Source organism: Butyrivibrio sp. XPD2002 (assembly GCF_000423945.1).
Classification (GTDB): domain Bacteria; phylum Bacillota; class Clostridia; order Lachnospirales; family Lachnospiraceae; genus Butyrivibrio.
This window is the reverse complement of record NZ_AUIY01000001.1, coordinates 145,007-170,762: the sequence shown is the minus strand read 5'-3', so window position 1 is coordinate 170,762 and position 25,756 is coordinate 145,007. Positions and strand designations below refer to the sequence as shown.

The 25,756-nt window shown below is 41.2% G+C and carries 22 protein-coding genes; all 22 read right to left on the bottom strand.

Annotated features, from left to right (window positions below; translation table 11 throughout):
• Positions 1–15: 15 nt before the first annotated feature.
• Positions 16–1,938: a DNA gyrase/topoisomerase IV subunit B gene (locus tag G587_RS0100685; protein WP_026490651.1), complete on the bottom strand. Its 1,923-nt coding sequence runs from the start codon at positions 1,936–1,938 to the stop codon at positions 16–18.
• 36 nt (positions 1,939–1,974) lie between these two features.
• The gene (locus G587_RS0100680; protein ID WP_026490650.1) at positions 1,975–2,844 is read right to left on the bottom strand and encodes a DegV family protein; all 870 of its coding nucleotides are present in this window, start codon (positions 2,842–2,844) and stop codon (positions 1,975–1,977) included.
• Between the two features lie 66 nt (positions 2,845–2,910).
• Positions 2,911–4,977, bottom strand: a complete 2,067-nt coding sequence (gene recG, locus G587_RS0100675; RefSeq protein WP_051200469.1) for an ATP-dependent DNA helicase RecG — start codon at positions 4,975–4,977, stop codon at positions 2,911–2,913.
• A 1-nt stretch (position 4,978) separates the two neighbouring features.
• Positions 4,979–6,760, bottom strand: a complete 1,782-nt coding sequence (locus G587_RS0100670) for a DAK2 domain-containing protein (RefSeq protein WP_026490648.1) — start codon at positions 6,758–6,760, stop codon at positions 4,979–4,981.
• A gap of 18 nt (positions 6,761–6,778) precedes the next feature.
• Entirely contained in the window at positions 6,779–7,141 is a 363-nt protein-coding gene (locus G587_RS0100665; protein ID WP_026490647.1) for an Asp23/Gls24 family envelope stress response protein, read from the bottom strand.
• A gap of 111 nt (positions 7,142–7,252) precedes the next feature.
• Positions 7,253–7,438, bottom strand: coding sequence for a 50S ribosomal protein L28 (gene rpmB, locus G587_RS0100660; protein ID WP_022759940.1), 186 nt, complete (start codon positions 7,436–7,438; stop codon positions 7,253–7,255).
• Positions 7,439–7,587: 149 nt separating this feature from the next.
• Positions 7,588–8,121 carry a hypothetical protein gene (locus G587_RS0100655; protein WP_026490646.1) on the bottom strand — a complete coding sequence of 178 codons (534 nt, stop codon included), beginning with the start codon at positions 8,119–8,121 and terminating at the stop codon, positions 7,588–7,590.
• 22 nt (positions 8,122–8,143) lie between these two features.
• Positions 8,144–8,542, bottom strand: coding sequence for a GerW family sporulation protein (locus G587_RS0100650; protein WP_026490645.1), 399 nt, complete (start codon positions 8,540–8,542; stop codon positions 8,144–8,146).
• Between the two features lie 15 nt (positions 8,543–8,557).
• A complete protein-coding gene (locus G587_RS0100645) occupies positions 8,558–9,589 on the bottom strand; it encodes a hypothetical protein (protein WP_026490644.1) in 1,032 nt (343 codons plus the stop codon).
• Positions 9,589–9,858: a hypothetical protein gene (locus G587_RS0100640; protein ID WP_081679284.1), complete on the bottom strand. Its 270-nt coding sequence runs from the start codon at positions 9,856–9,858 to the stop codon at positions 9,589–9,591. The genes G587_RS0100645 and G587_RS0100640 overlap by 1 nt, the downstream gene beginning before the upstream one ends.
• A gap of 83 nt (positions 9,859–9,941) precedes the next feature.
• Entirely contained in the window at positions 9,942–11,357 is a 1,416-nt protein-coding gene (locus G587_RS20805; protein ID WP_051200467.1) for a peptidoglycan D,D-transpeptidase FtsI family protein, read from the bottom strand.
• A complete protein-coding gene (locus G587_RS20800; protein WP_035785241.1) occupies positions 11,341–12,699 on the bottom strand; it encodes an FtsW/RodA/SpoVE family cell cycle protein in 1,359 nt (452 codons plus the stop codon). Before G587_RS20800 ends, G587_RS20805 begins: the two co-directional genes overlap by 17 nt.
• Before the next feature lie 9 nt (positions 12,700–12,708).
• A complete protein-coding gene (locus G587_RS0100625; protein WP_026490642.1) occupies positions 12,709–15,066 on the bottom strand; it encodes a peptidase U32 family protein in 2,358 nt (785 codons plus the stop codon).
• A gap of 47 nt (positions 15,067–15,113) precedes the next feature.
• Complete coding sequence (gene zapA, locus G587_RS0100620) at positions 15,114–15,521, bottom strand: cell division protein ZapA (RefSeq protein ID WP_026490641.1); 408 nt, start codon at positions 15,519–15,521, stop codon at positions 15,114–15,116.
• Between the two features lie 114 nt (positions 15,522–15,635).
• Complete coding sequence (gene ruvB, locus G587_RS0100615) at positions 15,636–16,673, bottom strand: Holliday junction branch migration DNA helicase RuvB (protein ID WP_026490640.1); 1,038 nt, start codon at positions 16,671–16,673, stop codon at positions 15,636–15,638.
• Between the two features lie 18 nt (positions 16,674–16,691).
• Positions 16,692–17,312: a Holliday junction branch migration protein RuvA gene (ruvA, locus tag G587_RS0100610; protein ID WP_026490639.1), complete on the bottom strand. Its 621-nt coding sequence runs from the start codon at positions 17,310–17,312 to the stop codon at positions 16,692–16,694.
• A 23-nt stretch (positions 17,313–17,335) separates the two neighbouring features.
• Positions 17,336–18,724 (bottom strand): GGDEF domain-containing response regulator, encoded by a 1,389-nt coding sequence (locus G587_RS0100605; RefSeq protein WP_026490638.1) that lies wholly within the window; start codon positions 18,722–18,724, stop codon positions 17,336–17,338.
• A gap of 24 nt (positions 18,725–18,748) precedes the next feature.
• Complete coding sequence (locus G587_RS20795; RefSeq protein ID WP_051200465.1) at positions 18,749–22,510, bottom strand: response regulator; 3,762 nt, start codon at positions 22,508–22,510, stop codon at positions 18,749–18,751.
• A 30-nt stretch (positions 22,511–22,540) separates the two neighbouring features.
• Entirely contained in the window at positions 22,541–23,041 is a 501-nt protein-coding gene (locus G587_RS0100595) for a Gx transporter family protein (protein ID WP_026490637.1), read from the bottom strand.
• A complete protein-coding gene (locus tag G587_RS0100590; protein WP_026490636.1) occupies positions 23,034–23,720 on the bottom strand; it encodes a hypothetical protein in 687 nt (228 codons plus the stop codon). The genes G587_RS0100595 and G587_RS0100590 overlap by 8 nt, the downstream gene beginning before the upstream one ends.
• A gap of 35 nt (positions 23,721–23,755) precedes the next feature.
• Entirely contained in the window at positions 23,756–24,757 is a 1,002-nt protein-coding gene (locus G587_RS25765; RefSeq protein ID WP_196812483.1) for a PP2C family protein-serine/threonine phosphatase, read from the bottom strand.
• Between the two features lie 572 nt (positions 24,758–25,329).
• On the bottom strand, positions 25,330–25,734 hold the full coding sequence (locus tag G587_RS0100580; RefSeq protein WP_026490635.1) for an ATP-binding protein: 405 nt from the start codon (positions 25,732–25,734) through the stop codon (positions 25,330–25,332).
• Positions 25,735–25,756 lie beyond the last annotated feature (22 nt).

Below are 25,756 nucleotides of genomic sequence, written 5' to 3'. Positions count from 1 at the left end.
CGCCTTCTCCTTGATTTAAATATCCAGTTCAGCGTCTGTAGCGTGCTGGTGTATAAAGTCTCGTCTCGGCGGAACCTCATTACCCATGAGGAGCTCCGTCATATGTGAAGCCATCTTGGCATCCTCGATCTCAACAAGTCTCATCATTCTGTTTTCGGGATCAAGTGTTGTCTCCCAAAGCTGCTGAGGATCCATCTCACCAAGACCCTTATATCTCTGAAGTGTGAAGGGTCCCTTGTGATTCTTACGATATCTCTCAAGAGCTGCATCATCGTAGAGATATTCTTCCTTACCTCTGCTGGGCATCGCCTTGTAAAGAGGCGGCATAGCTATATAAACATGGCCCTCAAAAATAAGTTCGGGCATGAATCTATAGAACAGAGTAAGAAGAAGTGTCGCAATATGCGCACCATCGACATCGGCATCGGCCATGATTACTATCTTGTCATAGCGAAGCTTGGAGATGTCGAAGTCATTACCATAGCCCTCTGAGAAGCCACAGCCAAAGGCGTTGATCATTGTCTTGATCTCGGCATTTGCAAGAATCTTATCTATGCTGGCCTTCTCAACGTTAAGGATCTTACCTCTGATAGGAAGAATAGCCTGAAACTCTCTGTTTCTTGCCATCTTGGCACTACCTCCCGCAGAATCTCCCTCTACGATAAAGATCTCGCATTTGGAAGCATCCTTACTTATACAGTTGGCAAGCTTACCATTTGAATCGAATGAATACTTCTGCTTTGTAAGAAGATTTGTCTTTGCCTTCTCTTCTGTTTTTCTGATCTTGGCAGCCTTCTCAGCACAGCCGATTATTGATTTTAATATCTCAAGGTTACGGTCAAAGAAACGTGTAACCTCATCACCTGTAATCTGTGACACGATCTTGGCAGCGTCCTGGTTATCCAGCTTGGTCTTGGTCTGACCTTCAAATCTGGGATCCGGGTGCTTAATGCTGACAACAGCTGTCATGCCGTTTCTTACATCAGTTCCGTTAAAGTTGCTATCCTTTCCTTTCAGGACACCAATCTCTCTTGCGTACTGATTGATAATATTGGTAAACATGGTTTTAAAGCCGGTGAGGTGTGTACCACCCTCGGCATTATAAATGTTGTTACAAAAACCAAGTATATTTTCATGGAATTCATTAACATACTGAAAAGCCACATCTACGGAAACACCATCCATCTCACCGCTGTAGAAAATCACATCTGTAACGGCTTCCTTGGATTTATTCATATCTCTGATAAATCCGGTGATTCCCTCAGGCTCGTGGAACTCGATATATTCCTCAGTGCCCGGTCTGTCATCTATATAGATGATAGTAAGCTCGGGATTAAGATAGGCAGTCTCATGGAGTCTGGATTTTATATCCTCCTCTCTGAAGCGTGTCTTCTCAAATATAGTAGGATCAGGAAGGAAAGAAATGGTTGTACCATGATCTCTCGTCTTACCTACAGGCTCAAGCAGCCCGTTTTTAAGCTCTACTGTGGGAACGCCTCTCTCGTAGGCATCTTCATAGATCTGACCGTCAGTCCTTATCTGAACCTTAAGCCAGGTAGACAAAGCGTTAACAACAGATGAACCAACACCGTGAAGACCACCACTGGTCTTATATGCATTATTATCGAACTTACCTCCGGCATGTAGCATAGTGAGAACTACTCGCTCAGCGGTAATTCCCTTAGCGTGCATACCAACAGGAATGCCTCGTCCATTATCCTCAATGGTCGCACTTCCGTCAGGATTAAGTGTAACCGTTATCTGAGAACAGTGACCGGCAAGATGTTCATCAACTGCATTGTCTACAATCTCGTAGACAAGGTGATTAAGTCCCCTTGTTGAAACACTTCCGATATACATACCGGGTCTCATTCTTACAGCTTCGAGCCCCTCTAAAACTGTAATGCTCGACGCATCATAGTTATTATTTGTTGACATAAAACTCCCCAACCTTACTAAAACTTTTTCTTACACTCAAACATGAACTTTTCTGGAGGCAGCTATTGCAAGTGCTCCGGGTCCGATGTGACATGAAACCACCAGTGAAAGGGGATCCATATGCATCTGATAGCCGGGGAATGCAGCCTCTACCTCGCTCTTAAATTCATTTGCTTTTTCAAGATCGTATGAATAAGCACCGCTAAGGTGAACATCATGTGCATCAATTCCGCCGAATCTGTTTTCAAAATCAGCGAGCATAGCGTTTATCATAATATTCTTACCCTGTGTTGCAGTTCTTGCCTTCGCAAACGCATCAAGCTTCTCCCCCTGAATCTGAAGAACAGGCTTAAGCTTAAGCAGTGTACCAAGGGCTGCAGCAGCCGGTGTTATTCTTCCGCCCTTTTTGAGGTAATAAAGTGTATCAAGCATAATGTAAATACTTGATTCAAACTTAACCTCTTCGAGCTTTTCCTTTATCTCTTTACCGTTCATGCCCTTGTCACGCATCTCTACAGCATCAAGAACAGACTGTCTCATTGTTACGGAGATACGCTGATTGTTAACTACGAAAACCTTATTCTCGTAATCATCGGCAGCGAGCATCGTAGCAGTCTGGCAAGAGCTTGAAAGGCCACTACTGAGCGGTATATAAACTATCTCATCATATTCCTTAAGCATCTCATCCCACAGCTCAAGAGTGGATCCCGGGCTGGGCTGACTTGTTGAAACATCAGCTCCCTCAGCAAGCTTCTTAAAGAAGTCCTCCTGAGTAAGATTAATGCCTTCTAAATATTCAACACCATCAATCATAAAGGGCGTAGGTATTACCTTGATACCTAAAGCCTCTCCCTCAGCAGGCATAATTCCGCTGTTTGTATCAGTTATGATTGCAACTTTTGACATGTTTTCCTCCATGTAAGTACACTATATATTGTATTAGTCGAACACATACTCTACTAAATTTTACTTTTATAAAGCCGTAAAGTCAAATAAATTTGAGGAAAGCCACTCCTTAAGCGGTGCATTTTCTTCCATTATGAGGTCCGGATCCTCTGAAAGCAGCGTATCTGCAAGGCTTGCCGCCTCTCTTATAAGAGCAGCATCCTGATAAATATCTGCCACATGGAAGGACATCTCTCCGCTTTGTCTTATACCAAAAAGGTCACCGGGACCTCTCTGTTTTAAGTCCTCCTCTGCAATCTTAAAACCGTCATTTGAATGATTCATGATATCAAGACGCTCCTTTGCCTCCTCGCGTCCTGAGGTATTAATGAAAATGCAGTATGACTGAGCTTTTCCTCTTCCGACTCTTCCGCGAAGCTGATGTAACTGAGCAAGGCCAAATCTTTCGGAATTCTCGATCATCATTACAGTTGCATTAGGAACGTTAATACCTACCTCTATAACCGTCGTGGAAACAAGAACATCTATATTACCCGCAGCAAACTCTGCCATTATCTTTTCTTTTTCAGAGGGCCTCATCTTTCCGTGGAGCGTACCAATCCTTATATTAGATGGCATTGCGTCTTTTAGCTTATCTGTATAGTCGGTGACATTCTCGACACCGTCCATCTCACCCTCTTCAACCATTGGACATATTACATAAGCCTGATGCCCCTTTGATATCTGATCAGCTATGAATTTATAAGCTGTAGGTCTGTACTCCGTACCAACTACGCAGTTCTTAATAGGTATTCTTCCTATAGGCATCTCATCAAGAACAGAGATGTGAAGGTCTCCGTACAGGATAATAGCCAGTGTTCTCGGAATGGGTGTTGCACTCATTGCTAAGATATGAGTATTTTTTCCTTTTTCAGAGAGTTGTTCTCTTTGCTTAACACCGAATCTGTGCTGCTCGTCTGTTATAACCAGGGCAAGATTCTTGTAGGATACCTTTTCCTGAATAAGAGCATTTGTTCCGACTATGCAGTTAACTTCGCCGCTCTCTATGCTCTCCTGGGCAATTCTCTTTTCCTTGGCAGTTAAAGAGCCCACAAGCAGTACCGGCTTTAGAGGAAGCCCGTACTCCTTCGCCATCTCCACAAATGACTCGTAGTGCTGCCTTGCAAGGACCTCGGTAGGCGCCATTATTGCACCCTGATAGCCATTTTCAGCAGTAAATAAAAGTGATAAAAACGCAAGAATAGTCTTGCCGGAGCCAACATCACCCTGAATAAGCCTGTTCATTACATGCTCGCCCTCAAGGTCATTTTTAATCTCATCCCAGATAGACATCTGTTTACCGGTCAGCTTATAGGGAAGCTTTTCAATAAGTCCATCTGAGAAATCAGATGAATTATAGACGTAATCATTTATGGAAACATCCTCTTCCCTTTTAAGGAATCTGAGCTTTAATATAAACTGCAGAATTTCATTAAAGGCAATTCTCTTCCTTGCCTCTGTAAAGGCCTCCATATTAAGAGGGAAATGAATCTTCCTTACTGCTTCCGAAAAATTCATCAGCTTCATCTTGTCGCGAATATAGGAAGGAAGCATCTCCTCCAAATATGGAGTACTGGGAATAGCCTGCTTCATAGTCTTAATGATAAGCTGATTGGAAAGTCCCTTTACAAGAGGATACTTGGGCTGCATTGAGCCCATTATTTCCATATAATCCTCAGTCTTGTACATCTTTGGCTGCTCTATTACATAGCCGCGGCCCTTTCTCTGAATAAGTCCTCTAAAGACATAATAATGCCCGGGTTTAATATTATTTCTCATGAAAGGCATGTTGAAATAAGTGATCTGTATTTCACCTGTCGCATCGGATGCCTTAAAGGTGAGAATACTTAAGTTTCTAACCTTCTTCACAGCAATATTGGATGAAGGCGTAACTCTTACAGCACTTATTTCTCCCGGAACAAGATCAGAGACATTCCTTATTTCCTTACAGATGTCATAGTCCCTTGGAAAATACAGAAGCAGATCCTGCACGGTTTTAATTCCGCACTTTTCAAAAAGGGCGCTGCTTTTATCGCCAACGCCCTTTAAAGTAGATACATGTTCAATTAATGATGGATTTTTTCTACCCGTCATCTTACTCCGCACTCACAATATAATAGTAAATCGGCTGACCACCATACTGAACCTCAACATCACAGTTGGGGAACTTGGAAGTAATACTCTCGCAGAGAGCATCAGCCTCTTCCTGTTTAATATCTGAACCATAGTATAAGCTGATAAGCTCAGTAGTATCATCTGCGATCTTATCAACGATCATCTCAGTTACTTCAGCAATATCACCGCCGACACCAAGGATTCCGCTATCGCCGATTCCCATGTAGTCACCCTGCTTGATTGTAACATTATCGATCATAGTGTCACGAACAGCGTAGGTAACTTCACCTGTCTTAACAGTTGTTATTGCTTCTACCATGCCTTCTTCATTTTCCTTAGCGGAAACGCCGGGCATGAAGTTGATTGCAGCTGTGATACCCTGAGGAACAGTCTTGGTAGGAATAACAATGATTTCCTTATTCTCACCCTTATCCTCCATCAATATCTTAGCCTGGTTAGCAGCAAGAATGATGTTCTTATTGTTAGGAAGTACAAATACTGTATCAGCGTCAACCTTCTCAGCAGCTTCGAAAATGTCCTCTGTGCTGGGATTCATGGTCTGACCGCCTTCGATTACATAGTCAACGCCAAGTCCTCTGAAGATCTCAGCAAGTCCATCACCTGCACATACAGCAACAAAGCCGATTTCCTTGTGCTCTGAATTTACAAACTTAGGCTCTTCTTCCTTAGCTGCACCTGTAGCGCTCTCCTTAAGCGGAATGTCATCACCTGCACTATAGGTAGGTGTAGACTCAGCAGCACCGTTGATCTCAGTTTCAATCTCAGCGTATACGCCGTTCTGCTGCTCATGGAAGAGCTTCTCACGGTGCTCCATACGCATATTATCAATCTTCATATTGGAAAGCTGACCATACATAAGAGCTCTCTGAATAGCAAGTCCGGGATCATTGGAATGAACGTGAACCTTGCAGATCTCGTCGTCAGCAACCATTACGATACTGTCACCGATCGATTCAAGGAATGCCTTGAAGTCAATCTCCTGCTTAACATTAAGAGGCTTGTTAAGAAGAACGATAAACTCAGTACAGTAACCGAACTTAATATCAACCTCAGCTTCTGCCTTGGCTCTGCTTGCAACAGGTGTTGCTGCAGCTTCATCAACAGTATAATCAACCTCTTTGCCAAGGAATGCGTCAACAGCGCCCTTAAGGACCTGCATAAGTCCCTGTCCGCCTGAATCAACAACGCCTGCCTGCTTTAATACAGGAAGCATCTCAGGAGTCTTGGCAAGAACCTCATCACCATATTTGATAACTTCTTCAAAGTAAGGAGCAAGTTCCTCAGCACCTTCCTTGGAGAGCTCCATAGCTCTCTCAGCCACGCCCTTGGCAACTGTAAGAATAGTACCTTCCTTAGGCTTCATAACTGCCTTATACGCAGTCTCAACAGCCTTATCAAAGGAATCAGCGATAATTGCTGCATCAAGCTCTTCGTAATCACGAATGCCCTTTGTAAAACCTCTAAGGAGCTGTGAAAGGATAACACCGGAATTACCTCTTGCACCTCTCATGGCACCAGAATAGATATTCTTAGAAAGTGTTCCCATATCTACATCATCAGGAAGTGCCTTTACATCCTTAGCTGCAGACATGATGGTCATTGTCATATTCGTACCTGTATCTCCATCGGGAACAGGGAATACATTAAGCTCATTGATCCATTCTTTTTTCGCATTCAAATTACTAGCGCCCGCAAGAAACATCTTTTTTATATCAGACGCTTTTAATGTGTTACTCAAAATTCTTACCCTCCTTGAACCTTAGTCGATGACGCGAACGCCTTCAACGAAGATGTTTATCTTCTCAATTTCAAGGCCGGTGAATTCCTCAACCTTGTACTTAACATTATCTATCAGATTGTCGGTAACAGCTGAAATGCTCACGCCGTAAGCGATAATTACATGAAAATCAAGAGTGAGCTTTCTATTAGGACCAACAGTAACATTAATTCCTCTTTTGATGTTGTCCTTCTTTAAAAGACTAACAAGTCCCTCAGCAACATTTACATTAGCCATGCCGACGATACCAAAGCATTCATTGGCAACAGCCCCTGCATACTGAGCAATTACTTCATTATCTATTGCGATACTGCCCATATGGGTATTCATTGAAGTAGACTTCATACTACACCTCCATTAAAATTGCATATAAGAGATTATAAACTAATTGTGCAAAAAATAGAAGTAAAAAAGGACTCACCTCAGTGAATCCTTTAATAATCAAATCTTAATGAATTAAGCACGCTCAACCTTTTTTGATCTGAGACAGCTTGTGCAAACGTTCATTCTCTTTGTTCCACCGTTAACCTTAACAGCAACCTTATGTACGTTAGCATTCCAGATTCTATTGCTCTTTCTATGGGAATGGCTTACGTTGTTACCGAAATGAACGCTCTTGCCGCATACTTCACACTTAGCCACTTTGACACCTCCTTATAAGCCATATTTTAATCAAATACATCACGCGAATAGATAAATTTCACTAATAAATATTCGCAACATGAGATATCATAACAGAAAAGTTGAGCAAATGCAAGCAAAATTTATTTACAGCTGATATTAAGTTGTAATCAGGCCTTCATATATGAATCAAACTGTCTGAGAAGTATGTTATACTCCTCGTTTATCATATCGCAGACTCTGTGATCACCGCACATATTATCGGGATGATAGATTTTCATCAGATCCCTGTAACGCTTTTTGAGCGCTAAAAGAGAATTAACGCCCTGGAAGAAAAATTCAGCTCTGCTGTACTCATCCTCACGAAGGAAGCCTCTCTCCTGTTCGAGCTTTTTCCGTTCACGCTCGATTTTCTTTCTGTCAGCATTGAGCTTATCAAAGCCATCCTTGAGAATCTCTATCTGCTGATCAAAGAGAGCCTGATCGTCCTTGAACTTCTGCTTATCATGCTCGAACTGGCTTCTCTCAAACTGAAATTTCTGACGGAACTTATTCATCTCGTCCTCAATCTCAGCAACCTTTGTGTCGACAATGCGCTGCTCCTGCTCAAGTCTCTGGCTCTCCTTGTAGATCCAGAGCTTCATCTCGAGAAGCTCCTCCTCTGTTGCCTTGTCGATTCTTTCCTCACTTAGAAACTTTTCCATACGGAACCCCCTATACTACAAATTAACTCAGGTTCTCATCTTCAGGAAAGGCAATATCTACCGCGCTGTCATCATCCATCATGTCATTACCGCGATTCATGAAGCGATCTGCTATATCAGGAACAAGATCGAGTACTTTCGTAACAGCATCCTGATTCTTGATATTAACAAGCTTAGTCTGACCGTTTTTGATTACCAAAACCGCACTGGGCGACATTTTGGCTGCAAAACCGCCTGCTCCGGAATTCTTCTTGTCGGCATCACTGGCACCTGCGCCTACACCAAAGGACACATCAACCAGCGGAACGATTATAGTGTCACCAACCTTAGTAGCTTCTCCAACTACAGTCTTGGCTCCCATAATCTTATTCATACCGCCCATCAGAGAATCTACAACGGAATTAAAATTTGAATCTCCCATATAATACTCCCCAACTTATGAATCTAATATTTTCTTAAAACGTCTGTAGGTCTTCCTTACGTCCTTATTAAAATAGAGAACTCCGGCAGCCCAAACTATGGTAAATACGGTTATCTTGCCCTTTAAATGTACTTTCCCTGCAAGTATCTGCCTCTCAAAATCCGGAGTAAGAAATACCTTATTAACAAGTACAGGATACATAACACCGTAAGCAGCCAGTATATCTGCGGTTATTGTAGGATCGCTTGTCCCCACAAGAAAATCCGCACTGAATTTCCTGGGCAATATCATTTTCAGAACCCGGAAAATCTGCTTCTTGGTAACCTCGAAAGCACGCTTAAAAATGTCGTTAGATAGCGTATTTTTAACCATGTTTATCTTAGCATAAATTCTAGATATTGTATATTGTATTTTTTTGAATACATCCTGTGGTATTTTTATTATTTTTCCTATTGTATTAAAAATATCGCCAAGGAATTCGAAGAAGTCTTTGCCATCATCGTCATCATCAAAGTCTTCATCATAGGATGCATTTTCTTCTTTAATATCAGATTCTGTGCTATCTTTTTCCTCTACAGGCTCCTCAAGAATCGCATCGCCCTTACCGGCTCCCTCTTCGCCATCCTCTTCCTTGTCAGGCTTTGCTTCAAAGCCTTCTTCCTTCTCCAAAGCCTCCGCATACCCGGTTTCAGAGGGTTCGTAGGAATCCTCCTCAAAGTCGTTATCATCCTCGTTCTCTAAATCATCATCCTTTTTCTTTTTCGGAGGAAAAACAGTAAAACATAATACTTTTGCGGTAAACTCTTTTGACTCAGGGTAGTTTATTCCGCCCCGAACAAGGTGTAAAAGCCAACTAAATGAAGCATTTGCGGTCAGATTTTCAAGTATGAGCGAAGGTCCCTTTTCGAGATCTGTCTCCGCTATTACCGCATCTGCCTTATATCTTATTGGAACAAACAGAACACAAATTACTATCAGTAATAACAGCGCCAGTATTCCCAAAAGTACTAGCCCTGTTATTTTCAAGACTGTTAAAAAGATCCCCATTAATTATCCCCCAACGCGCTGTTTAAGTACCCTCTTACATCGCCAGTCATACCACTCTCATCAGCCTCAGCAAACATCTTAAGGACAATATCGAGAGCCTCCTTGTAGCTTCCGGCAATGCCGTAAATAAATGCAGGGTGGCGCTGATAATACTTCTGCTTCAAAAAGGCACAGTGCTTAATCTCTATCTGCCCATCCGGTATTTCAGATGAAGTGATCACATAGATAAAAAGCTGTCCGGCGCCATGCTTAAGCTTCCACCTAACCATCGCAGGCCTTTTCACAGATTCCCCAATATAAAGATTTTTAGCAAAAGTACAAAATCCCCTTATAGACAAAACCTTTGACTCCTCTATTTCCCAAAGTAAGCATCGAAAATTCTCTTGGCAATCGGCACTGCATATTCACCGCCGGAGCCTGCATTTTCAACGATAATTGTCACAGCAATCTCAGGATTCTCTGCAGGTGCATAGCCTGTAAACCATGCGTGTGAGTCTGACGTGCTGTCCTTAAACTCAGCTGATCCGGTTTTTCCTGCTGCTGTGTATTCAAGCCCCTTAAGCCTTGAAGCGGTTCCTTCCTTAACAACCTTCTCCATCATGTTCTGAAGATAATATGCTTCATCTGAAGACATCAGGGTCTTATATTTTGATGGTTCAAACTCCTCTAATACCTTACCGTCCTCTGTCTCAACCTTTTCAAGAAGATAAGGCTTCATCAGTACTCCGTCATTGGCAATCGCAGACGTAATGAGATTCATATGAAGAGGTGTCACTGTAGTTGCACCCTGACCAATTCCAAGCTGCATCATATCGCCGTCCGCAAGCTTCTCATTACAGGTAGCTGTAGATACAGAATAATTCATATCCCACGGAAGCTCGGAATTAAACATCAGTCCTGCAAGAGTCTTCTCAAAGGAAGCCCTGTCAAGCTGCAGTGCGATATTCGCAAAGGATGAGTTACAGGATTTCGCAAAGGAACCCGTGAAATCAAGAGCTCCGTGACTCTCTCCATGGAAGCATTTTATCGTGTCGTTACCGCTAGTAAACTTACCATTACAATTATATCTGTAATTTAGATATTCATCACCCTTTTCTCTGTAATATTCAAGAGAAGTGACTATCTTAAAGGTTGATCCCGGAGGGTAAAGCCCCTGGGTTGCCCTGTTTAAGAGCTGAGTATTTTCCTTATCAGAGGTAATATCCTCCCACTCATCAAGGATTGTACCGGGGTCAAAATCAGGCTTTGACACCAGTGCAAGAATCTTACCTGTTTTTACATCCGTTACAATAATTGCTCCCTCTCTTGCAGATAAAGCCTCATAGGCTGTCTGCTGAAGGTTCACATCAAGGGTGGTATAGACACTGTCACCGGGGAATTTCAGCTCATTTTCCTTGGCCTTGGCCTTACTCTTTAAGGTAGCGTGGGAATTAATGAGGTAGTAATTCGCAAGGTTCTCAATGCCGCTTCTTCCGTTTACCGAAAAGCCAACCACATGTGAAAACACCTTACCAAAGGGATATTCTCTCAATTCATTTCCGTTTGCATCCGTTACGGTTTTTGCAAGTATCTGTCCATCATTTGCATAGATTGTACCGCGACTGTTTTTCGTCTTTAAAAGCTGCTGATGAGCATTATAGCTGTTGTCCATCATTACGCGCTCATTACTTATGGCATATGAACAGATGTAGATGATCATTGTCAAAAACAGAAAAACAGTAGCACAGCCAATTATCATAATGGGATAAGATTTATTTTTTTCTTCCATTCATCTTCTCCCTCTTTTTTTCTAAATAAGCCTGATATCTCTCGTCGCTCCTTACAAGACATTCGCCCTCTACAAGCGAAAGCATGACGATAGTAACCATGACTGATGTTCCACCATAGCTTACAAGCGGAAGTGTGACGCCGGTAAGCGGAATAAATTTGGAATCTCCACCAACCGTGAGGAACACCTGGAATATGTAGGTTACTCCAAGTCCAACGCACAGAAGTCTTCCGAAATTATTCTTAATCTTATAGGCCTCTAAAAGTATCATCAAAAATGTTGATATGCAAACAGCGATAAGACAGGAGGCAAAGATAATTCCAAGCTCCTCTGCGATCGCCGCAAACATAAAGTCCTCTTCAACATAGGGAATTGAGGACGGTGTTCCGCCATATAAGCCAAGCCCCCAGAGACCGCCACCGCTTATGGCAAAAAGTGACTGGGTTATCTGGTAGCCTGTGGAATCGATTTCAGTCCAGGGATCCTTCCAGGCAAGGACTCTTTGCTGAACGTGAGGAAACAGCTTGTACGCAACAAAGCTCGCCGCAGCTCCCGAAAAAAGTCCTCCCAAAAAGTACAGTGGCTGATTGGTCGCAACAAAGAGGACACACAAATAAACAACAAAATAAATCAGCGCACTTCCAAGATCCTTTAGAAGAACCAGCACAAGCACATGGGCGGCAGCAATGGCCGTCACTATGCAAACCGTTTTAAAATCCTTCTTCTGCGCAAGGATCGATGCTATAAAAAATGCAAATATAATCTTTACTATTTCCTGAGGCTGGAAGGAAAGTCCTGCTATTCTGAAATTGATCTTGGAGCCGTTGGTAACAGAGCCGTAAATCAAAAGAATAAGAAGTACCGCCAGACCTATTCCTGCAAAAATCCATCCCATCCTTTCAAGGAAAGCACACCTGAATAATATCTCAGGAACAAGGAATGCAATAACAAGTGAAGCGCTGGCAATAATGAACTGCCTTATTCCCTTGCCATAGGAAATCCTCGTAATCATTATCATTCCGACCATCAGGAACATGCACATATTATTTATTAAAAGCCTGTTCCCGTCGGGGTATACCATTTTAAACATGGAAATGGTGCTGATAAGTACCAGTGTCTGGATCATCAGCAGCAAAAAATAGCGCTTACTGCCCGTTTGGGCAATAATCTGAATAAAGCATGCAAACTGAGTGGCAAAAAGAGCAACGGTCTGAAGCGCATAAATCCACCCGCGCCTTTTTTCACCCTTGTACATAAACACCAGGAAGCTGAATAAAGTAAAAGCCGCCATGCTTCCTGTAATAACATATTTAGATATTTCAGTTAAGTATAATTCAATCATCGTGTAAGCTTAGTCCGCGCTTCTCTCAAAATGCCCTGCTGTATAATCCATAGCAGAAAGCACCTTATCCGCGTCCTTTGATCCATCCTTGTTATCGCTATATAAAACCTTCACATAAGCATCCAGAATATCAGAGACCTCTGAAGGCTTCTCAATAGTAAAATCAATCCTGTAAATCAGGTTATATTTATCTGCCATGCTCTTAAGCTTTTTGGTCTTTTTAAAAAGTGACACAGGAACACTGTTCCATATAATATTATTGCAATGCATGCAGTCATAAGAAACAGGGAGTCTTCTTCCTGTTCTGTCAGTTATTCCTGTATTCTCATAATCGCACAATGTTCCACGTTTTCCCGAACACTTATCCAATGTATTCTTTAAGCAGTTCGCAGTGAGCATCATGGGAACTCTGCCATATACCTGAATTCCTGCTGGCTCTGTAGAACTACCCGGATCATTCATATAAGACTCTTTAAGTAAATCAGACATCTCATACGAGTTAAGCTCAAGGGGCAGATTAAAGCCCTTTAAATCGAGTTCTCCCACAGCCTCCTTGTACAGTGATAATGCCTCATGATTCCAGATATAAAGGCCGTAATCAAGAACTACTTCTCCCTTGTATCCTGCATCCTTTACAAGCTTTAGCTCCTCTGTGCTTCTTACAAGAACGCCTTTAACCTTAAGTTCATCAGCCTTTTTAAGAATATCCTCCACCTCTTTATGTCCATTAAAGAAGTCTTCATTTCTCAAAACATAAGGAAGTGAAATATAGTAATCACAGCCCGAAATTTCCGGAAGTCTATTTTCTAAAAGAACAATTCTGCTATCAACATATATTCTTCCAAAAGCTTTGCCCTTACTAAAGAAATCGGCAGTAGCCTGTAGCTGGGACTGGTTCATTACTGATACGGCAATGCATGACTCTTTACCAGACTTATGCGGCGCTTCCTTTGTAGGAGCCTTTGCATCATCATCTAATCCAAACGGCTCACTATTTGCAGTTTCTTCAGGAATTTTATAGCCAAGACTCTTTATTATCTCATTTTCAAGAGCTGTGCAGGCACTTCTTCTAAGCTCGTTAAGTGCCTTATTGGGCATAAAAATCCCCTTTGTATCCATATCTACAGACAACGAAGTAAGCATAAACGCAGTATTTCCAAACTTTGATAACTGCTTTTCAATATCCTCCCTTGTCATGGATCTCTTAAGAGCTTCCTGAACCACATCTCCCTTAACAGAGGCAGACACTTCGTTACCTTCTGCGTTTCCTATTGTCTTAATCGATAGCTCAGCAGGCTCATCAACTCTTAATCTGCAGGACAGTTCCACATCAATTTTCTTTTCACCAGTGATAAAGCGATTCCTTACATTCTCCAGAACCTTATCATCGGATCCATTATATGCAGGATTATCAAGGGTTATCATATCAGGACTGTTGTGCCTGAAATAATATCCCTCGCCAATCTCTGAACGAAGATATAATGAGGACAAAATCTTCCTGTCCTTATCTGAAGCTGTGAGACTTATGCTGCCCTCTTTAAAATCAGGATCCTTTTCAGAGAGCTCATAATATTTATCAATATATTTGCGGTAAACGCTTGTAACACCTGCAGCATACTCAGGCTTTTTCATTCTTCCTTCAATCTTAAAGGAATCGATTCCAGCCTCGATAAGCTCAGGTATCCTGTCTACCATGCACATATCCTTTAAACTCAAAGGATAGCATTCACCCTTGTTAGCTGTCTTATAGGGAAGTCTGCAGGGCTGAGCGCAGCGGCCTCTGTTTCCGCTTCTCTCACCGACCATGCTCGAAAACAGGCATGCTCCGGAGTAGCAGTAACACATAGCTCCGTGAATAAACGCCTCTATCTCAATACTCTTCCCATCATCGAACCTGCAGTTTTCATGGATACTTCTGATCTCAGACAGTGAGAGCTCCCTTGCAGGAACCACTCTTGACGCTCCAAGATCCATTAAAAGCTTTGCTCCCTTTTCACCTGTAATTGTCATCTGCGTGCTGACATGAAGCTCAACCCAGGGGTAGGATTCTCTTATCATTTTGAAAATTCCGAAATCCTGAATAATAGCTCCGTCAAGGCCCGCATAGGCAAAGGGTGCAAAGAATTCCTTAAACGCAGGTATCTCATTTTCCTTCAAAAGTGTATTAACAGTAAGATAAATCTTCTTGCCATGAAGATGAGCATACCTTATAGCCTTTATAACTTCTTCATTTGTAAAATTGTCGGCAAATGCCCTGGCTCCAAAGCCCTGTCCGCCCAAATAAACGGCGTCTGCTCCTGCATTAAAGGCACCGAGCATTGTCTCGTAATTACCTGCCGGCGCAAGAAGTTCAACTTTCTTAATCATTATATAACACCTCTAGCAAAAAAGGCTGCCCTGCGGCAGCCTCATTATCACTTTTTAAGAGTTTTAAGCTCTGTTTCCATCTGGATTATTTTTCTTGAATCCTCAGTGATATCTGACTGAAGGTTCTTCACATTTTTCTCTGTATTCTCAAGCTTAATCTGAGTAGCAATGAGCTCATGCTTTATATCATAGAGCTCCTTCTCCTTATCACTAAGCTGTCCTTCAAGCATCTCAACCTGTTTTTTAGCCTTAAAGTAATCATCTGCAATATTCAGCTGAAGAAGTACGTTCTGAGTATCAAGAGGCTGTCTCTTAAAACCGTCCATTTTGTTGTAATCAGCTATCTTATTATTTATGTAAGAAGCAACCTTCTGAAGATATTCCTCACTCTCATAACCACTTAAAGTAAAGACTTTACCTCCAATGATTACCTCAGTATCTGTCTTAGATGCCATAAATTTTTCCTCCCCACCTCAAACTCGAAAGTTATTTTTTATATTTTATACTTTCAAAGAGTGAGATTTCAATAGTATTGAATGTTATTTTATAGAGATAATATTACCACAATATCATGTATTTGTCATTGGCTGTAACCCAAGATGTGTATATGCAAGGTCTGTCACAACTCTTCCCCGGGGAGTTCTGTTGATCAGTCCGTTTTTCAAAAGATATGGCTCATAAACATCTTCGATGGTACCTGGATCCTCGCCTATTGAAGCAGCCAGGGTATCAAGTCCTGCAGGTCCTCCTCCGAATTTCTCAATAAGAGTAAGAAGAAGCGTCCTGTCGTTATGATCAAGTCCAAGCTTGTCAACATCCATAAGGTCAAGGGCTGTTCTTGCAACCTCCTCGGTTATAACACCGTCATATCTTACCTGTGCATAATCCCTTACTCTCTTAAGAATTCTATTGGCGATTCTCGGCGTTCCACGGCTTCTTCTTGCCATCTCCTTTGCGCCAAGGTCCTCTGCTTCAACTCCAAGAACCTTCGCTGACTGCATAATGATCTGCATCAGCTCCTCGGTCTCATAAAATTCCATTTTGTAAAGCATTCCGAATCTGTCACGAAGGGGTGCTGAAAGCATACCTGCTCTTGTTGTAGCACCTATAAGTGTAAAGTGCGGAAGGTCAAGTCTTATTGATCTGGCAGTCGGTCCCTTGCCGATCATAATGTCAATCTTGTAATCCTCCATTGCAGGATACAAAACCTCTTCAACCTGTCTGTTAAGGCGATGTATCTCATCGATGAAAAGAACATCCCCTTCTTTAAGATTATTTAGAATAGCTGCGATATCACCGGGCTTTTCAATTGCAGGTCCGCTTGTAACCTTGCAGTGAACGCCCATCTCAGCTGCAATGATCTCTGCCAGGGTAGTCTTACCAAGTCCGGGCGGGCCATACAATAAGATATGGTCAAGGCTCTGACCTCTCTTCTTTGCAGCCTCTATAGATATATTCAGGTTGTCCTTTATCTTGGACTGCCCAATATAATCCTTTAATTTCTTGGGTCTTAGTGACCCCTCTATTTTTCTATCCTCATCCAAAAAGCCAGCGCTGACTGCACCATTCCCTCTGTCAGCGGAGGTTTTTATCGATCTTTTTTCCATACAATCACCAACTCAATATCAGATTAATTCCTTTAAAGCGAGCTTAAGTATCGCCTCTGTGTCCTCAGCATCGGCATTTCCTGAAGCAATTACAGTTCTTACTGCCTTTGATGCTTCTGTGAGACCATAGCCAAGACTTACAAGTGCCTCTACTGCCTCATTAGAAGGAGTTTCATCACCACCCGGTACAGGAAGTCCCTCAACTGAGCTGCCGGCCTTACCTGCAAGAATATCATCATTGGATATCTTATCCTTAAGCTCAAGAACAAGCCTCTCAGCAGTCTTTTTACCGACGCCGGGAGCTTTACTTATAGCCTTTGAATCGCCTGAAATAATGGCGAATCTCAGATCATCGGGCGTCATTACCGATAAAATCGCCTGGCCGCCCTTAGGCCCTATTCCGCTTACGCTGATAAGGAGCTTGAAAAACTCAAGCTCATCCCTTGTAAGAAAGCCATAGAGATTCATGGCATCCTCACGCACACTCATATATGTATGAAGCTTAACAGCTTCACCCTTAGAAGGCAATCTGTCCGCAGTATAAGCAGAGATATTGACATTATAGCCAATACCTCCAACATCGATAACTGCCAGCAGATCTCTTTTTTCTTCAAGTATTCCGTTTACAAAAGCAATCATTTAAAGAGCTCCAATTCATTTTTTTAATTTCCGGAGAAATCTCCCGAACGTCTACGAGCACTGCCCTTATCCTCGACAGTAATAAGCTCAAACTCGTATGTCGCATTGATCTTGGATGAAAAATCAAGCTGCTTCCAGGAGGTTATAATTCTTCCAATAACATTGTCGATATGCTTTTCATCAATGTCCGGGAGGAATAAGAAAAACTGATTTATACCGTTCTGCATCATGACATCACTTTTTCTAAGAGAATTCGTAAGGAAGGTTCCGAGCTTTTTCATATACTCAGTAAATTCAACCTCACTAATATCATCAGATGCAGGTGTGGCATTAAAAAGAACTTTATATGCAGTACTGTGATAGCTCTTGATATACCTCATCATATATCTGTAAATATGACTGAAGGCATCCTGGCCAACCCACATAGCACTGTTATAGGTCTCATTTTCTTTAAGGACATTACTTATTCTGTCAATCTCATCCTTGGAGGCAACATCATAAGTAATGATCTGATCCATGTTATCAGAAAAGATGTTATAGCCATGCTTACCATGCTGCTTAACCTGATAAAGCGCAGTATCAGCCTTTCTGAAAAGGATATCGTAATCTCTTCCATCGTCAGGAATGAAGGAAACGCCTATGGAAACACCAACATTAAATGGAATAAGGTCGCCCACCATCTCCTTCATGCGTTCCTTAAGCTCAGCATTAACACGTTCATTCAGAGAGCTTATACCTGTCTCGCCCTTAAAATTCTTAAGGAAGATAATAAACTCATCACCGCCGATTCTGCCGATAACATCCCTTTCACGGGTACTCTTTGTAATAATATCGGCAAAGGCTTTAAGTACCTCATCACCTTTATCGTGACCGTACAGATCATTTACCTTTTTGAAGTTATCAATATCAAGAATAACCAAAGCACCCTTTTCATTCAGGCACTTTTCCTTAAGTTTCTCATTAACAGCTGACTTATTCAAAAATCCTGTCAGCCCATCAATGGTAGCATCATTAATAAGCTCGCGGATTCGTGAGCGATTTTCAAGAACATTGAGAATTCTCTTTAAAAGGACATCCTCATTTAAGGGTTTATGAATAAAATCGACTGCTCCGAGGTTCAGAGCCTTGTTCTCTGCCTCCTTATCCTCGTCTGCAGTAAGAAAAATTACAGGAATCTCATCCTCCCCGCTTTCCTTCTCCTGTGCTCTAAGCTTTTCATACGCTTCAAAACCGTCCATTTCGGGCATGAGAATATCGAGAAGTATAAGATCCGGCTTATTATTTTTCAGATGCTCAAGAAGCTTTTTACCTGATTTTATAGCCGTAACACGTATATTGTTCTTGCTTAAAATATTCCCCGCAGCAAGAAGATTGGTCATGTCATCGTCAACAACAAAAACCCACCCAGCCATTGTCAATCTTCCTCCATATAAGTTTTACTCTAAAATATAACTTATATCATCTTTAATTCTATCATACCATTCGAAAATTGCTCCAGTTTTTTCGTCAATTGTCTCAATTTTGTTATCTTTTCCTGCAAATTCAAGCTCTCTTGCAAGCTCGCTAAATTCATCAGCACCAATAAGTCTGGCTGAACTCTTAAGCGCATGCATCTCAATAATATAGTTCTTTATATCCTTAGCTTCATAGAGCTCCCTGATGCGCTTTTCCTTGGCATCAGCACTTCTGATAAACATCTGCAGAATTGTTATATAAGCATCCTCTGTTCCGCAAAGGCCCACTGCTTCGTCAACCTTCAGATATTCAAGGTCTCTGAGGTCATCAATTGCATCATTATCTTCAGCCACTATTGCGCCCACTTCACCTGTAGGTACAAACTCAATGATATCCTCATCAAGATCAGGCCCCTTAACAGCCTTCTTCTCTTCCTTAGCTTCCTCTTCTTCATTTTGAACATAAGAAACCTTGAAGGAAGGCAGATACTTGGAAAGGAGCTTTTCAAGACTCTTGGGATCAACAGGCTTGGAGAGATAGTCATCAAAGCCTGCTGCAATATACTCTTCCTTTGCTCCCAGAACAGCGTTAGCCGTAAGAGCAATTACAGTGGTATCCTTTCTTAAGAGCTTCTTTTCTCTTATCTTGATAAGTGTCTCAATACCATCCATCTCAGGCATCATGTGATCGAGCATGATAATGTCATAGTGCTTGGTACTTACCTTATCAATACACTCCTGACCACTCGATGCAAAATCAGGCTTAATCCTGTTTCTCTTAAGAAGACTCTTCATTACCGCAAGGTTCATATCGTTATCATCAACAACGAGAATTTCAGCGTATTCAGCAACAAGATATTTATCCTCATCCTGCTCAGCTTCCATGATGATATTGTTGATATCAAACTCACCTATATGTCTCCAGTCAATTACCTTCTGCTTTAATTCAAATGAAAACTCTGAACCTTCACCGTAAACACTCTTTACCTTGAGGTTACTTCCCATCATCTCAAGAAGACTTGTAACAATAGCTATTCCAAGTCCTGTACCTTCGATATTTTTATTTCTTCTTTGATCGAATCTCTGGAAGGACATATTGAGCTTATCGATATCTGCGTCACGGATACCAATACCCGTATCAGAAATCTTTACATCAAGCATGATATGTTCTTTTCCTATTTCCGTTCCGACAATGGATAAAGTAACGCTACCCTTTTCTGTATATTTAACAGCGTTTGTCAAAAGATTAAGGATTACCTGCTTTATTCTGAAATCATCGCCGTACATTCCCATAGGAAGCTTGGGATCAATATCCAGCTTAAACTCCAGATTAGTCTTCTTAATCCTTGCATTTATCATGTTGATGACATCTGCAAGAAGGGATTTTGTCTCATAATTAACATTAACAATTTCAAGCTTACCTTCTTCAATCTTAGAGAAGTCAAGGATACTGTTAATAAGAGTAAGCAGCGTCTTTGAGGCACTCTGAATATTCGCAGCATATCCCTTAATATCATCGGAAGAGCACTCTCTTATGATCATCTCATTCATACCGATGATCGCATTTATAGGTGTTCTGATCTCATGGGACATCATAGCAAGGAAATCACTCTTAGCCTTACCTGCTGCAATTGCCGCATCAGCAGATTCCTGCAGCTTTGTATTCATCTCATCCTGCCATGTGATAAGGCCACCAAGGAGCCTGTAAATAATAATCACGCAGATAAGTGATACAAAGAATGCTATCGATCCATAAAGGATTGTCCTACCATAAATTGCAAGGAAGTTAAACACAACAAAAACAGTAAAATCTGAAACGCTACTCTTTTCAGCGATAATTACTTTATAGACGCTGTCGTAATCCTTGATAATATCTACTGTTTCCTGATTCTTATAAGCATCCTTATAGGGAAGTGATGCTATATTGGTGGATCTGTCCTTTGTCATCTGATAGGTGCCATAGGGGTGATTGATTATTACTCCTCTGGCATCGGTAAGGAACGCATAGCTCTCATTAGAATATGAATTTCCAAGGATTTCCACAAGCTTATCAATATAAAAATCTATACCAAATACGCCCAGGAAATCTCCTGTATTCTTATCAAATACCTCCTGCGAAAAAGTTATACAGTAAAGACCTGTCTGAGCATCAATATACGGACTTGAAATATTAAAGCCGGACTCAGAATTTATGGTATCCATATACCACTGTCTGTCTTCAATTCTAAAATCAGTTCCAGGCTTCCAGCCATTATTCATGAAAACCGTAGGTGAAAATTCCTTATTTGCAATGTAAGTAGCTGAAATCTGATCATAGCAGGCTGTAACGCGGTCAAGATACGTAATGGTCTCATTATAATCATTCAAAATGCCGGGATTCGTTGCAATGTCATTACAGAACATATCAAGTATGCTCTTTTGAGATACAGTCCACTCGGATACCTGGCTCTCATATTCGCCCACCGCTTCCTGCATTCTGGCTCTGCACCATCTGGATGTCATCCAGCTGATCGAGAAAACACTTATAAGCATAGTAATGCACATGAGAATAATGATAATATTCCTGAACCTGGAGCTTACCCTTGCATACTTTTTTACATTCAGTCTGGCATGCTTCTGGTTTTCACCTTTAACATAATTTGAGTAACTGATGATCTGATGAATATATTCAGATAGCTGAATCGAGGCCTCCTGTATGGTCTTAAACCTTGCCTCGTAGTTCATGTCCTCATCAAAGACTGTTGAATCCGCATTATTTAAGATCTGATTAAGGGGAGTTTTCAGATTGCCGGAAACAGTCTTAAGGAAATCTTCCTTTTCCTCAAGTGCTTCCTGTGCCTTGATCTCATTTGACTTACTGATGAAATAAAGCGCAAATACTACTGAAAACAAAATGACATTAAGAATCATGGCTCCAACGAGCCAGACATAAGAATTGCGATAGAGCTCCCAATCATTTATACAAACAATAAGATACCAGCCGGAGTTGGTTCCTGTGGCAAACAGATTATCATTTACCAGTCCTTTTCTTATCTTACTGGAAACTGTTTCAGTGGATCCCTTGGCAACGTTAAATATTCCAACGTAGTCCGGATATGAATCTGCAAGAAAAGTTCCTACATAGCGATCATCGCTGCAGCCCGCAATAACACCTTCCTCTGTCACAATAACAGAGAGGTTGTTATCAGTTATAGAAATCTTTTGAATCTGTTCCTGAATTTTTGCAAGAGTATAGTCAATCGCAAAGACTGTTCCATTATTATCAATAGCTTTAGATACGGAATAACATATATTACCGGACACAGCATCTATGTAGGGAGCTGCAATATAAACATTTCCGCTATTTCTAACCGCACCTGTATACCATGAACGGTCAGTTGCGGAGTAATTTTCATCATCAAGCTCCGGAATGATTTCCCAATCAGTTCCGGCCGCATAAACATTAAAGCCCACGCCATCTGTTTTGATCTTAACCTCTTCTTTAGCCTCGTAAATAAAAGACTCAAGAGCCTCATGATCAGAAGAAATGGCTTGTGCTTTATAAGAATATTCTGCTGTTAAATTTTTGGCGTTATTAATGCCGTTTTCAAGCTCAGCGCCGATACTTTCAAGCTGATATTTTCCTGCATTGATGGTTTCATCAGCTGTTGTCTTAAATACAAGCACCAGATTAAGACTGTTAACGATTATAAGAGCTATAAGTACGATGATAATTACGCCAGCTGCCTGCTTTTTCTTGTTCACTAAAATACCTCCGCAAAGGCGTTAAAGCAGCTACAAATATTTAACATATCTGAGCATTATCCCGGCTATGATTCCATTTAAAAAGCCGGTCAAAGCTCCCGATATCATCAGAAGCGGCAGATAAAAAACTATGCCTGAGGTCTTAACAACAAATGCGGCAATCAGAAGCTGTGCCACATTATGGGCTATGCCACCGCAGATACTTACTCCTCTGATATCAAAAATATTCGTTTTCTTTACCAGGATCATTACAAGAAAGCTCACCACAGCACCTGCCGCAGAAAACATTATTCCAAACATGGTTCCAAACAATAATCCTGTAAGAATAATCCTAAGTATATTTATTACTATCCCTGATTCCCATCCAAAGCTATAGAGAAGAAGCACTATAACCATATTGGGGAGACCGAGCTTCATGCCCGGGACTCCGCCAAAAAATGGAAAAAGAGATTCAATATAAGACAATATCATTGCATAAGCAAGTAAAAGTCCAAGAGTAGAAATTTGTTTGATATTTAGGGTCTTATTCATTTTTTAGTTCTTTAATAATTGTCATCTCTATTGTGTTACTCTTTGTTCCTACGATTACATCAGTTGCAATATTGGCAACGATTGATTTCTCCAGCTCATCCCAGGCTTCCTGAGTAGCGTCATCCTGCTCATCTTCCTCAATGGCATCTGAAAGTGAAAGCTTATAGTCAGATAATGACCAGGCAGATCCAAGATCTGCAATTCCGCCCATGCCATCATAAATACCCATACTTCCAAATCCAACACTTACTCCACCATATTCCTGCTGAAGTCTTCCAACATAGTCAAAGTCAAGAAGTCCGGTCTCAATGATATCAGCAATCTTTGCCATAAAACCCTTAGCCATGGCATTTTTACCATCTGTAGCCATACCAAGAAGCTCTTCCTTCTTTTCAAAGGACATGTCGGTTTTTGCTGTGAGCTTAAGGCAGCAGTAATGCTCAAACTTTTCAAACCAAAGCATTGCCGAGAAATCCTTTGTGATCTGCTCAAGCATTAAGGCAGTCTCTTCAAAAAGGAGCTCCATATGAAGGTTATCCTTAGGAAGAAGCTGGCATTCCTGAAGATTATCTCTGGCCTTACCAAAATCAGCCTCAAGATTATTGTCCTTGCAGGTTATGATAATTCTCTTTGATCTGCAAATAGGCTCCTTCTCAATTTCCTTGTACATTTTTTCCATAAACTCCACCTCACTCAAAATTATTTTTTTATAAGTTATACCACCTCAGCGCCCGCATCAGCCCCATAGTACTTAAGGCATAGCATTGTGATATCATCAAACTGTGGTGCATCCTTAACGAATTCCGTGATACGATTCCTTACATGTTTATCAAGAGTAATAGGATCTGCATCCGGATCCTCATTAAGTGCGCTTAGCATTCTGTCGTTACCAAAGAGCAGATTCTTGGAATTGGTAGCCTCGGTAACTCCATCTGTATAGATGTACAAAGCATCACCGGGCTGAAGCTTTAGCTGGCCTCCTCTGAAGGAAAGTCCTTCCATTGTTGCAAGAGGCGGTGAATGCTTTTCCTTTAATAAAGTGAAATTCCCTCCACCGGTTCTGATGCAGGGATATTCATGTCCCGCATTAGCGTAATCCATTATTCCTGTAGATATATCAATAATTCCAAGCCATGCAGTTACAAACAGCTCAAGCTCATTTCCCTCACATAGCTGGTTATTTACCTTCTGCAAAATAGTACAGGGATTCATTTTTCTTGAATACAATCCCTGATTCTTAATGATCGTTCTTGATACCATCATAAACAGCGCTGCCGGTACACCTTTACCCGAAACATCAGCTATTACAACAGCCAGATGGTTATCATCTATCATAAAGAAATCATAAAAGTCTCCACCGACCTCCTTGGCAGGAGTCATTGAAGCATATAGATCAAATTCATTTCTGTCAGGAAAAGGCGGGAAAATTCTTGGAAGCACATGCTCCTGAATTGAAGAAGCAAGCATAAGATCCCTGTCAGCAATAGCCTTATCCCTTCCCTGAAGGACATTGAGCATGCAATACATTAGCAGTATTACCAGCATCAGTACACCGCTTATGATAGAAAGCCCATACACTCTTATAGTCAATATTGATACTATCAGAGGTGCAATTGCATACATAAAAAACGTTATAATCTGATATCTTTGAAGATTTTTCCTCTCCCACACAACTACCAAAAGCGTGGCTGCCGTTGATGAGAAAACATATATCATAGAGATCAGATATAAAGGACTTCTATGGTATAACCCATCTGGTGACACGTAATAGTAAATTCCTGTAAATATGTTGCTAATCCTCATGAATAAAGATATAAAAAGGCCTGCAACCTGAAATTTATCAATAAGCTTTACTATTCTTCTGTCAGTTTCTAAGTATGATTCTGTATATTTCCAAAAACAGAATAGTTCCAAGGGTGCACATAAATAATAGAAAAAATTGTCCACGTAATTTATAAGCGCAAGCTTTGGAACTCCATCTACCAGCCATGCTATTGCATCTGTAAAAAGTGCTATGTATGCCGCATTAAGCAAGTATAGTAACCACTTAAGGTTTGATCCTGTTTTCTGGACGTCAATGAGACAGCATATAAAAAGTACTGCCCCCATCAACATTCCAAAAATATCCCCACTAATATTAAAAACATAAATTGGTTTAAGATTATTTATGCCTCTTATAAAGATCATCTGGGCACAAACAAAAACCATCAAAAAGTAAACTACAGAGACTATATACGCCCTGTTCTTCTGTTTCTTAGTTATAAACTCCATTCTATAGGTCCATCCGGTCAGTTAATAGATTTTACTATCGTAGTAATATTTTTATTGTCCTTGTATTCATAGCGAACATCATCCATGCTGTTCTTAACCATATAAATACCAAGACCGCCAATCTGCCTCTCTTCAGCTGAAAGTGTAACATCAGGATCATCCTTGGCAAGAGGATCATAATGACTTCCGCTATCTATAAGGGTAATTGCCGCGCTGTTTCCTTCAATTTCATAACGGATCACAGCATCTCCAACCTTGTCCCTATATGCATAATGAGCGATATTGACAAACAGCTCTTCAACAGCCATATCAATCTTCATCTGATTTTTCATATCACAGCCGTCATTTTCAAGCTCGCTGTCAATAAATTCCAAAACCTTGGGAAGATTTTCAACTTTTGCATCGATTTTTAGTTCTTTCATAACCCCCATCCTTTTTGGTGCT

Bases quoted from the DNA above. Each gene is read 5' to 3' on its own strand.
- G587_RS0100685 (WP_026490651.1), bottom strand. From the start codon at position 1,938: ATGTCAACAAATAATAACTATGATGCGTCGAGCATTACAGTTTTAGAG.
- G587_RS0100680 (WP_026490650.1), bottom strand. From the start codon at position 2,844: ATGTCAAAAGTTGCAATCATAACTGATACAAACAGCGGAATTATGCCT.
- recG (WP_051200469.1), bottom strand. From the start codon at position 4,977: ATGACGGGTAGAAAAAATCCATCATTAATTGAACATGTATCTACTTTA.
- G587_RS0100665 (WP_026490647.1), bottom strand. From the start codon at position 7,141: ATGAAGTCTACTTCAATGAATACCCATATGGGCAGTATCGCAATAGAT.
- G587_RS0100655 (WP_026490646.1), bottom strand. From the start codon at position 8,121: ATGGAAAAGTTTCTAAGTGAGGAAAGAATCGACAAGGCAACAGAGGAG.
- G587_RS0100650 (WP_026490645.1), bottom strand. From the start codon at position 8,542: ATGGGAGATTCAAATTTTAATTCCGTTGTAGATTCTCTGATGGGCGGT.
- G587_RS0100645 (WP_026490644.1), bottom strand. From the start codon at position 9,589: ATGGGGATCTTTTTAACAGTCTTGAAAATAACAGGGCTAGTACTTTTG.
- G587_RS0100640 (WP_081679284.1), bottom strand. From the start codon at position 9,858: ATGGTTAGGTGGAAGCTTAAGCATGGCGCCGGACAGCTTTTTATCTAT.
- G587_RS20805 (WP_051200467.1), bottom strand. From the start codon at position 11,357: ATGGAAGAAAAAAATAAATCTTATCCCATTATGATAATTGGCTGTGCT.
- G587_RS20800 (WP_035785241.1), bottom strand. From the start codon at position 12,699: ATGATTGAATTATACTTAACTGAAATATCTAAATATGTTATTACAGGA.
- G587_RS0100625 (WP_026490642.1), bottom strand. From the start codon at position 15,066: ATGATTAAGAAAGTTGAACTTCTTGCGCCGGCAGGTAATTACGAGACA.
- zapA (WP_026490641.1), bottom strand. From the start codon at position 15,521: ATGGCATCTAAGACAGATACTGAGGTAATCATTGGAGGTAAAGTCTTT.
- ruvB (WP_026490640.1), bottom strand. From the start codon at position 16,673: ATGGAAAAAAGATCGATAAAAACCTCCGCTGACAGAGGGAATGGTGCA.
- ruvA (WP_026490639.1), bottom strand. From the start codon at position 17,312: ATGATTGCTTTTGTAAACGGAATACTTGAAGAAAAAAGAGATCTGCTG.
- G587_RS0100605 (WP_026490638.1), bottom strand. From the start codon at position 18,724: ATGGCTGGGTGGGTTTTTGTTGTTGACGATGACATGACCAATCTTCTT.
- G587_RS0100595 (WP_026490637.1), bottom strand. From the start codon at position 23,041: ATGAATAAGACCCTAAATATCAAACAAATTTCTACTCTTGGACTTTTA.
- G587_RS0100590 (WP_026490636.1), bottom strand. From the start codon at position 23,720: ATGGAAAAAATGTACAAGGAAATTGAGAAGGAGCCTATTTGCAGATCA.
- G587_RS25765 (WP_196812483.1), bottom strand. From the start codon at position 24,757: ATGATATATGTTTTCTCATCAACGGCAGCCACGCTTTTGGTAGTTGTG.
- G587_RS0100580 (WP_026490635.1), bottom strand. From the start codon at position 25,734: ATGAAAGAACTAAAAATCGATGCAAAAGTTGAAAATCTTCCCAAGGTT.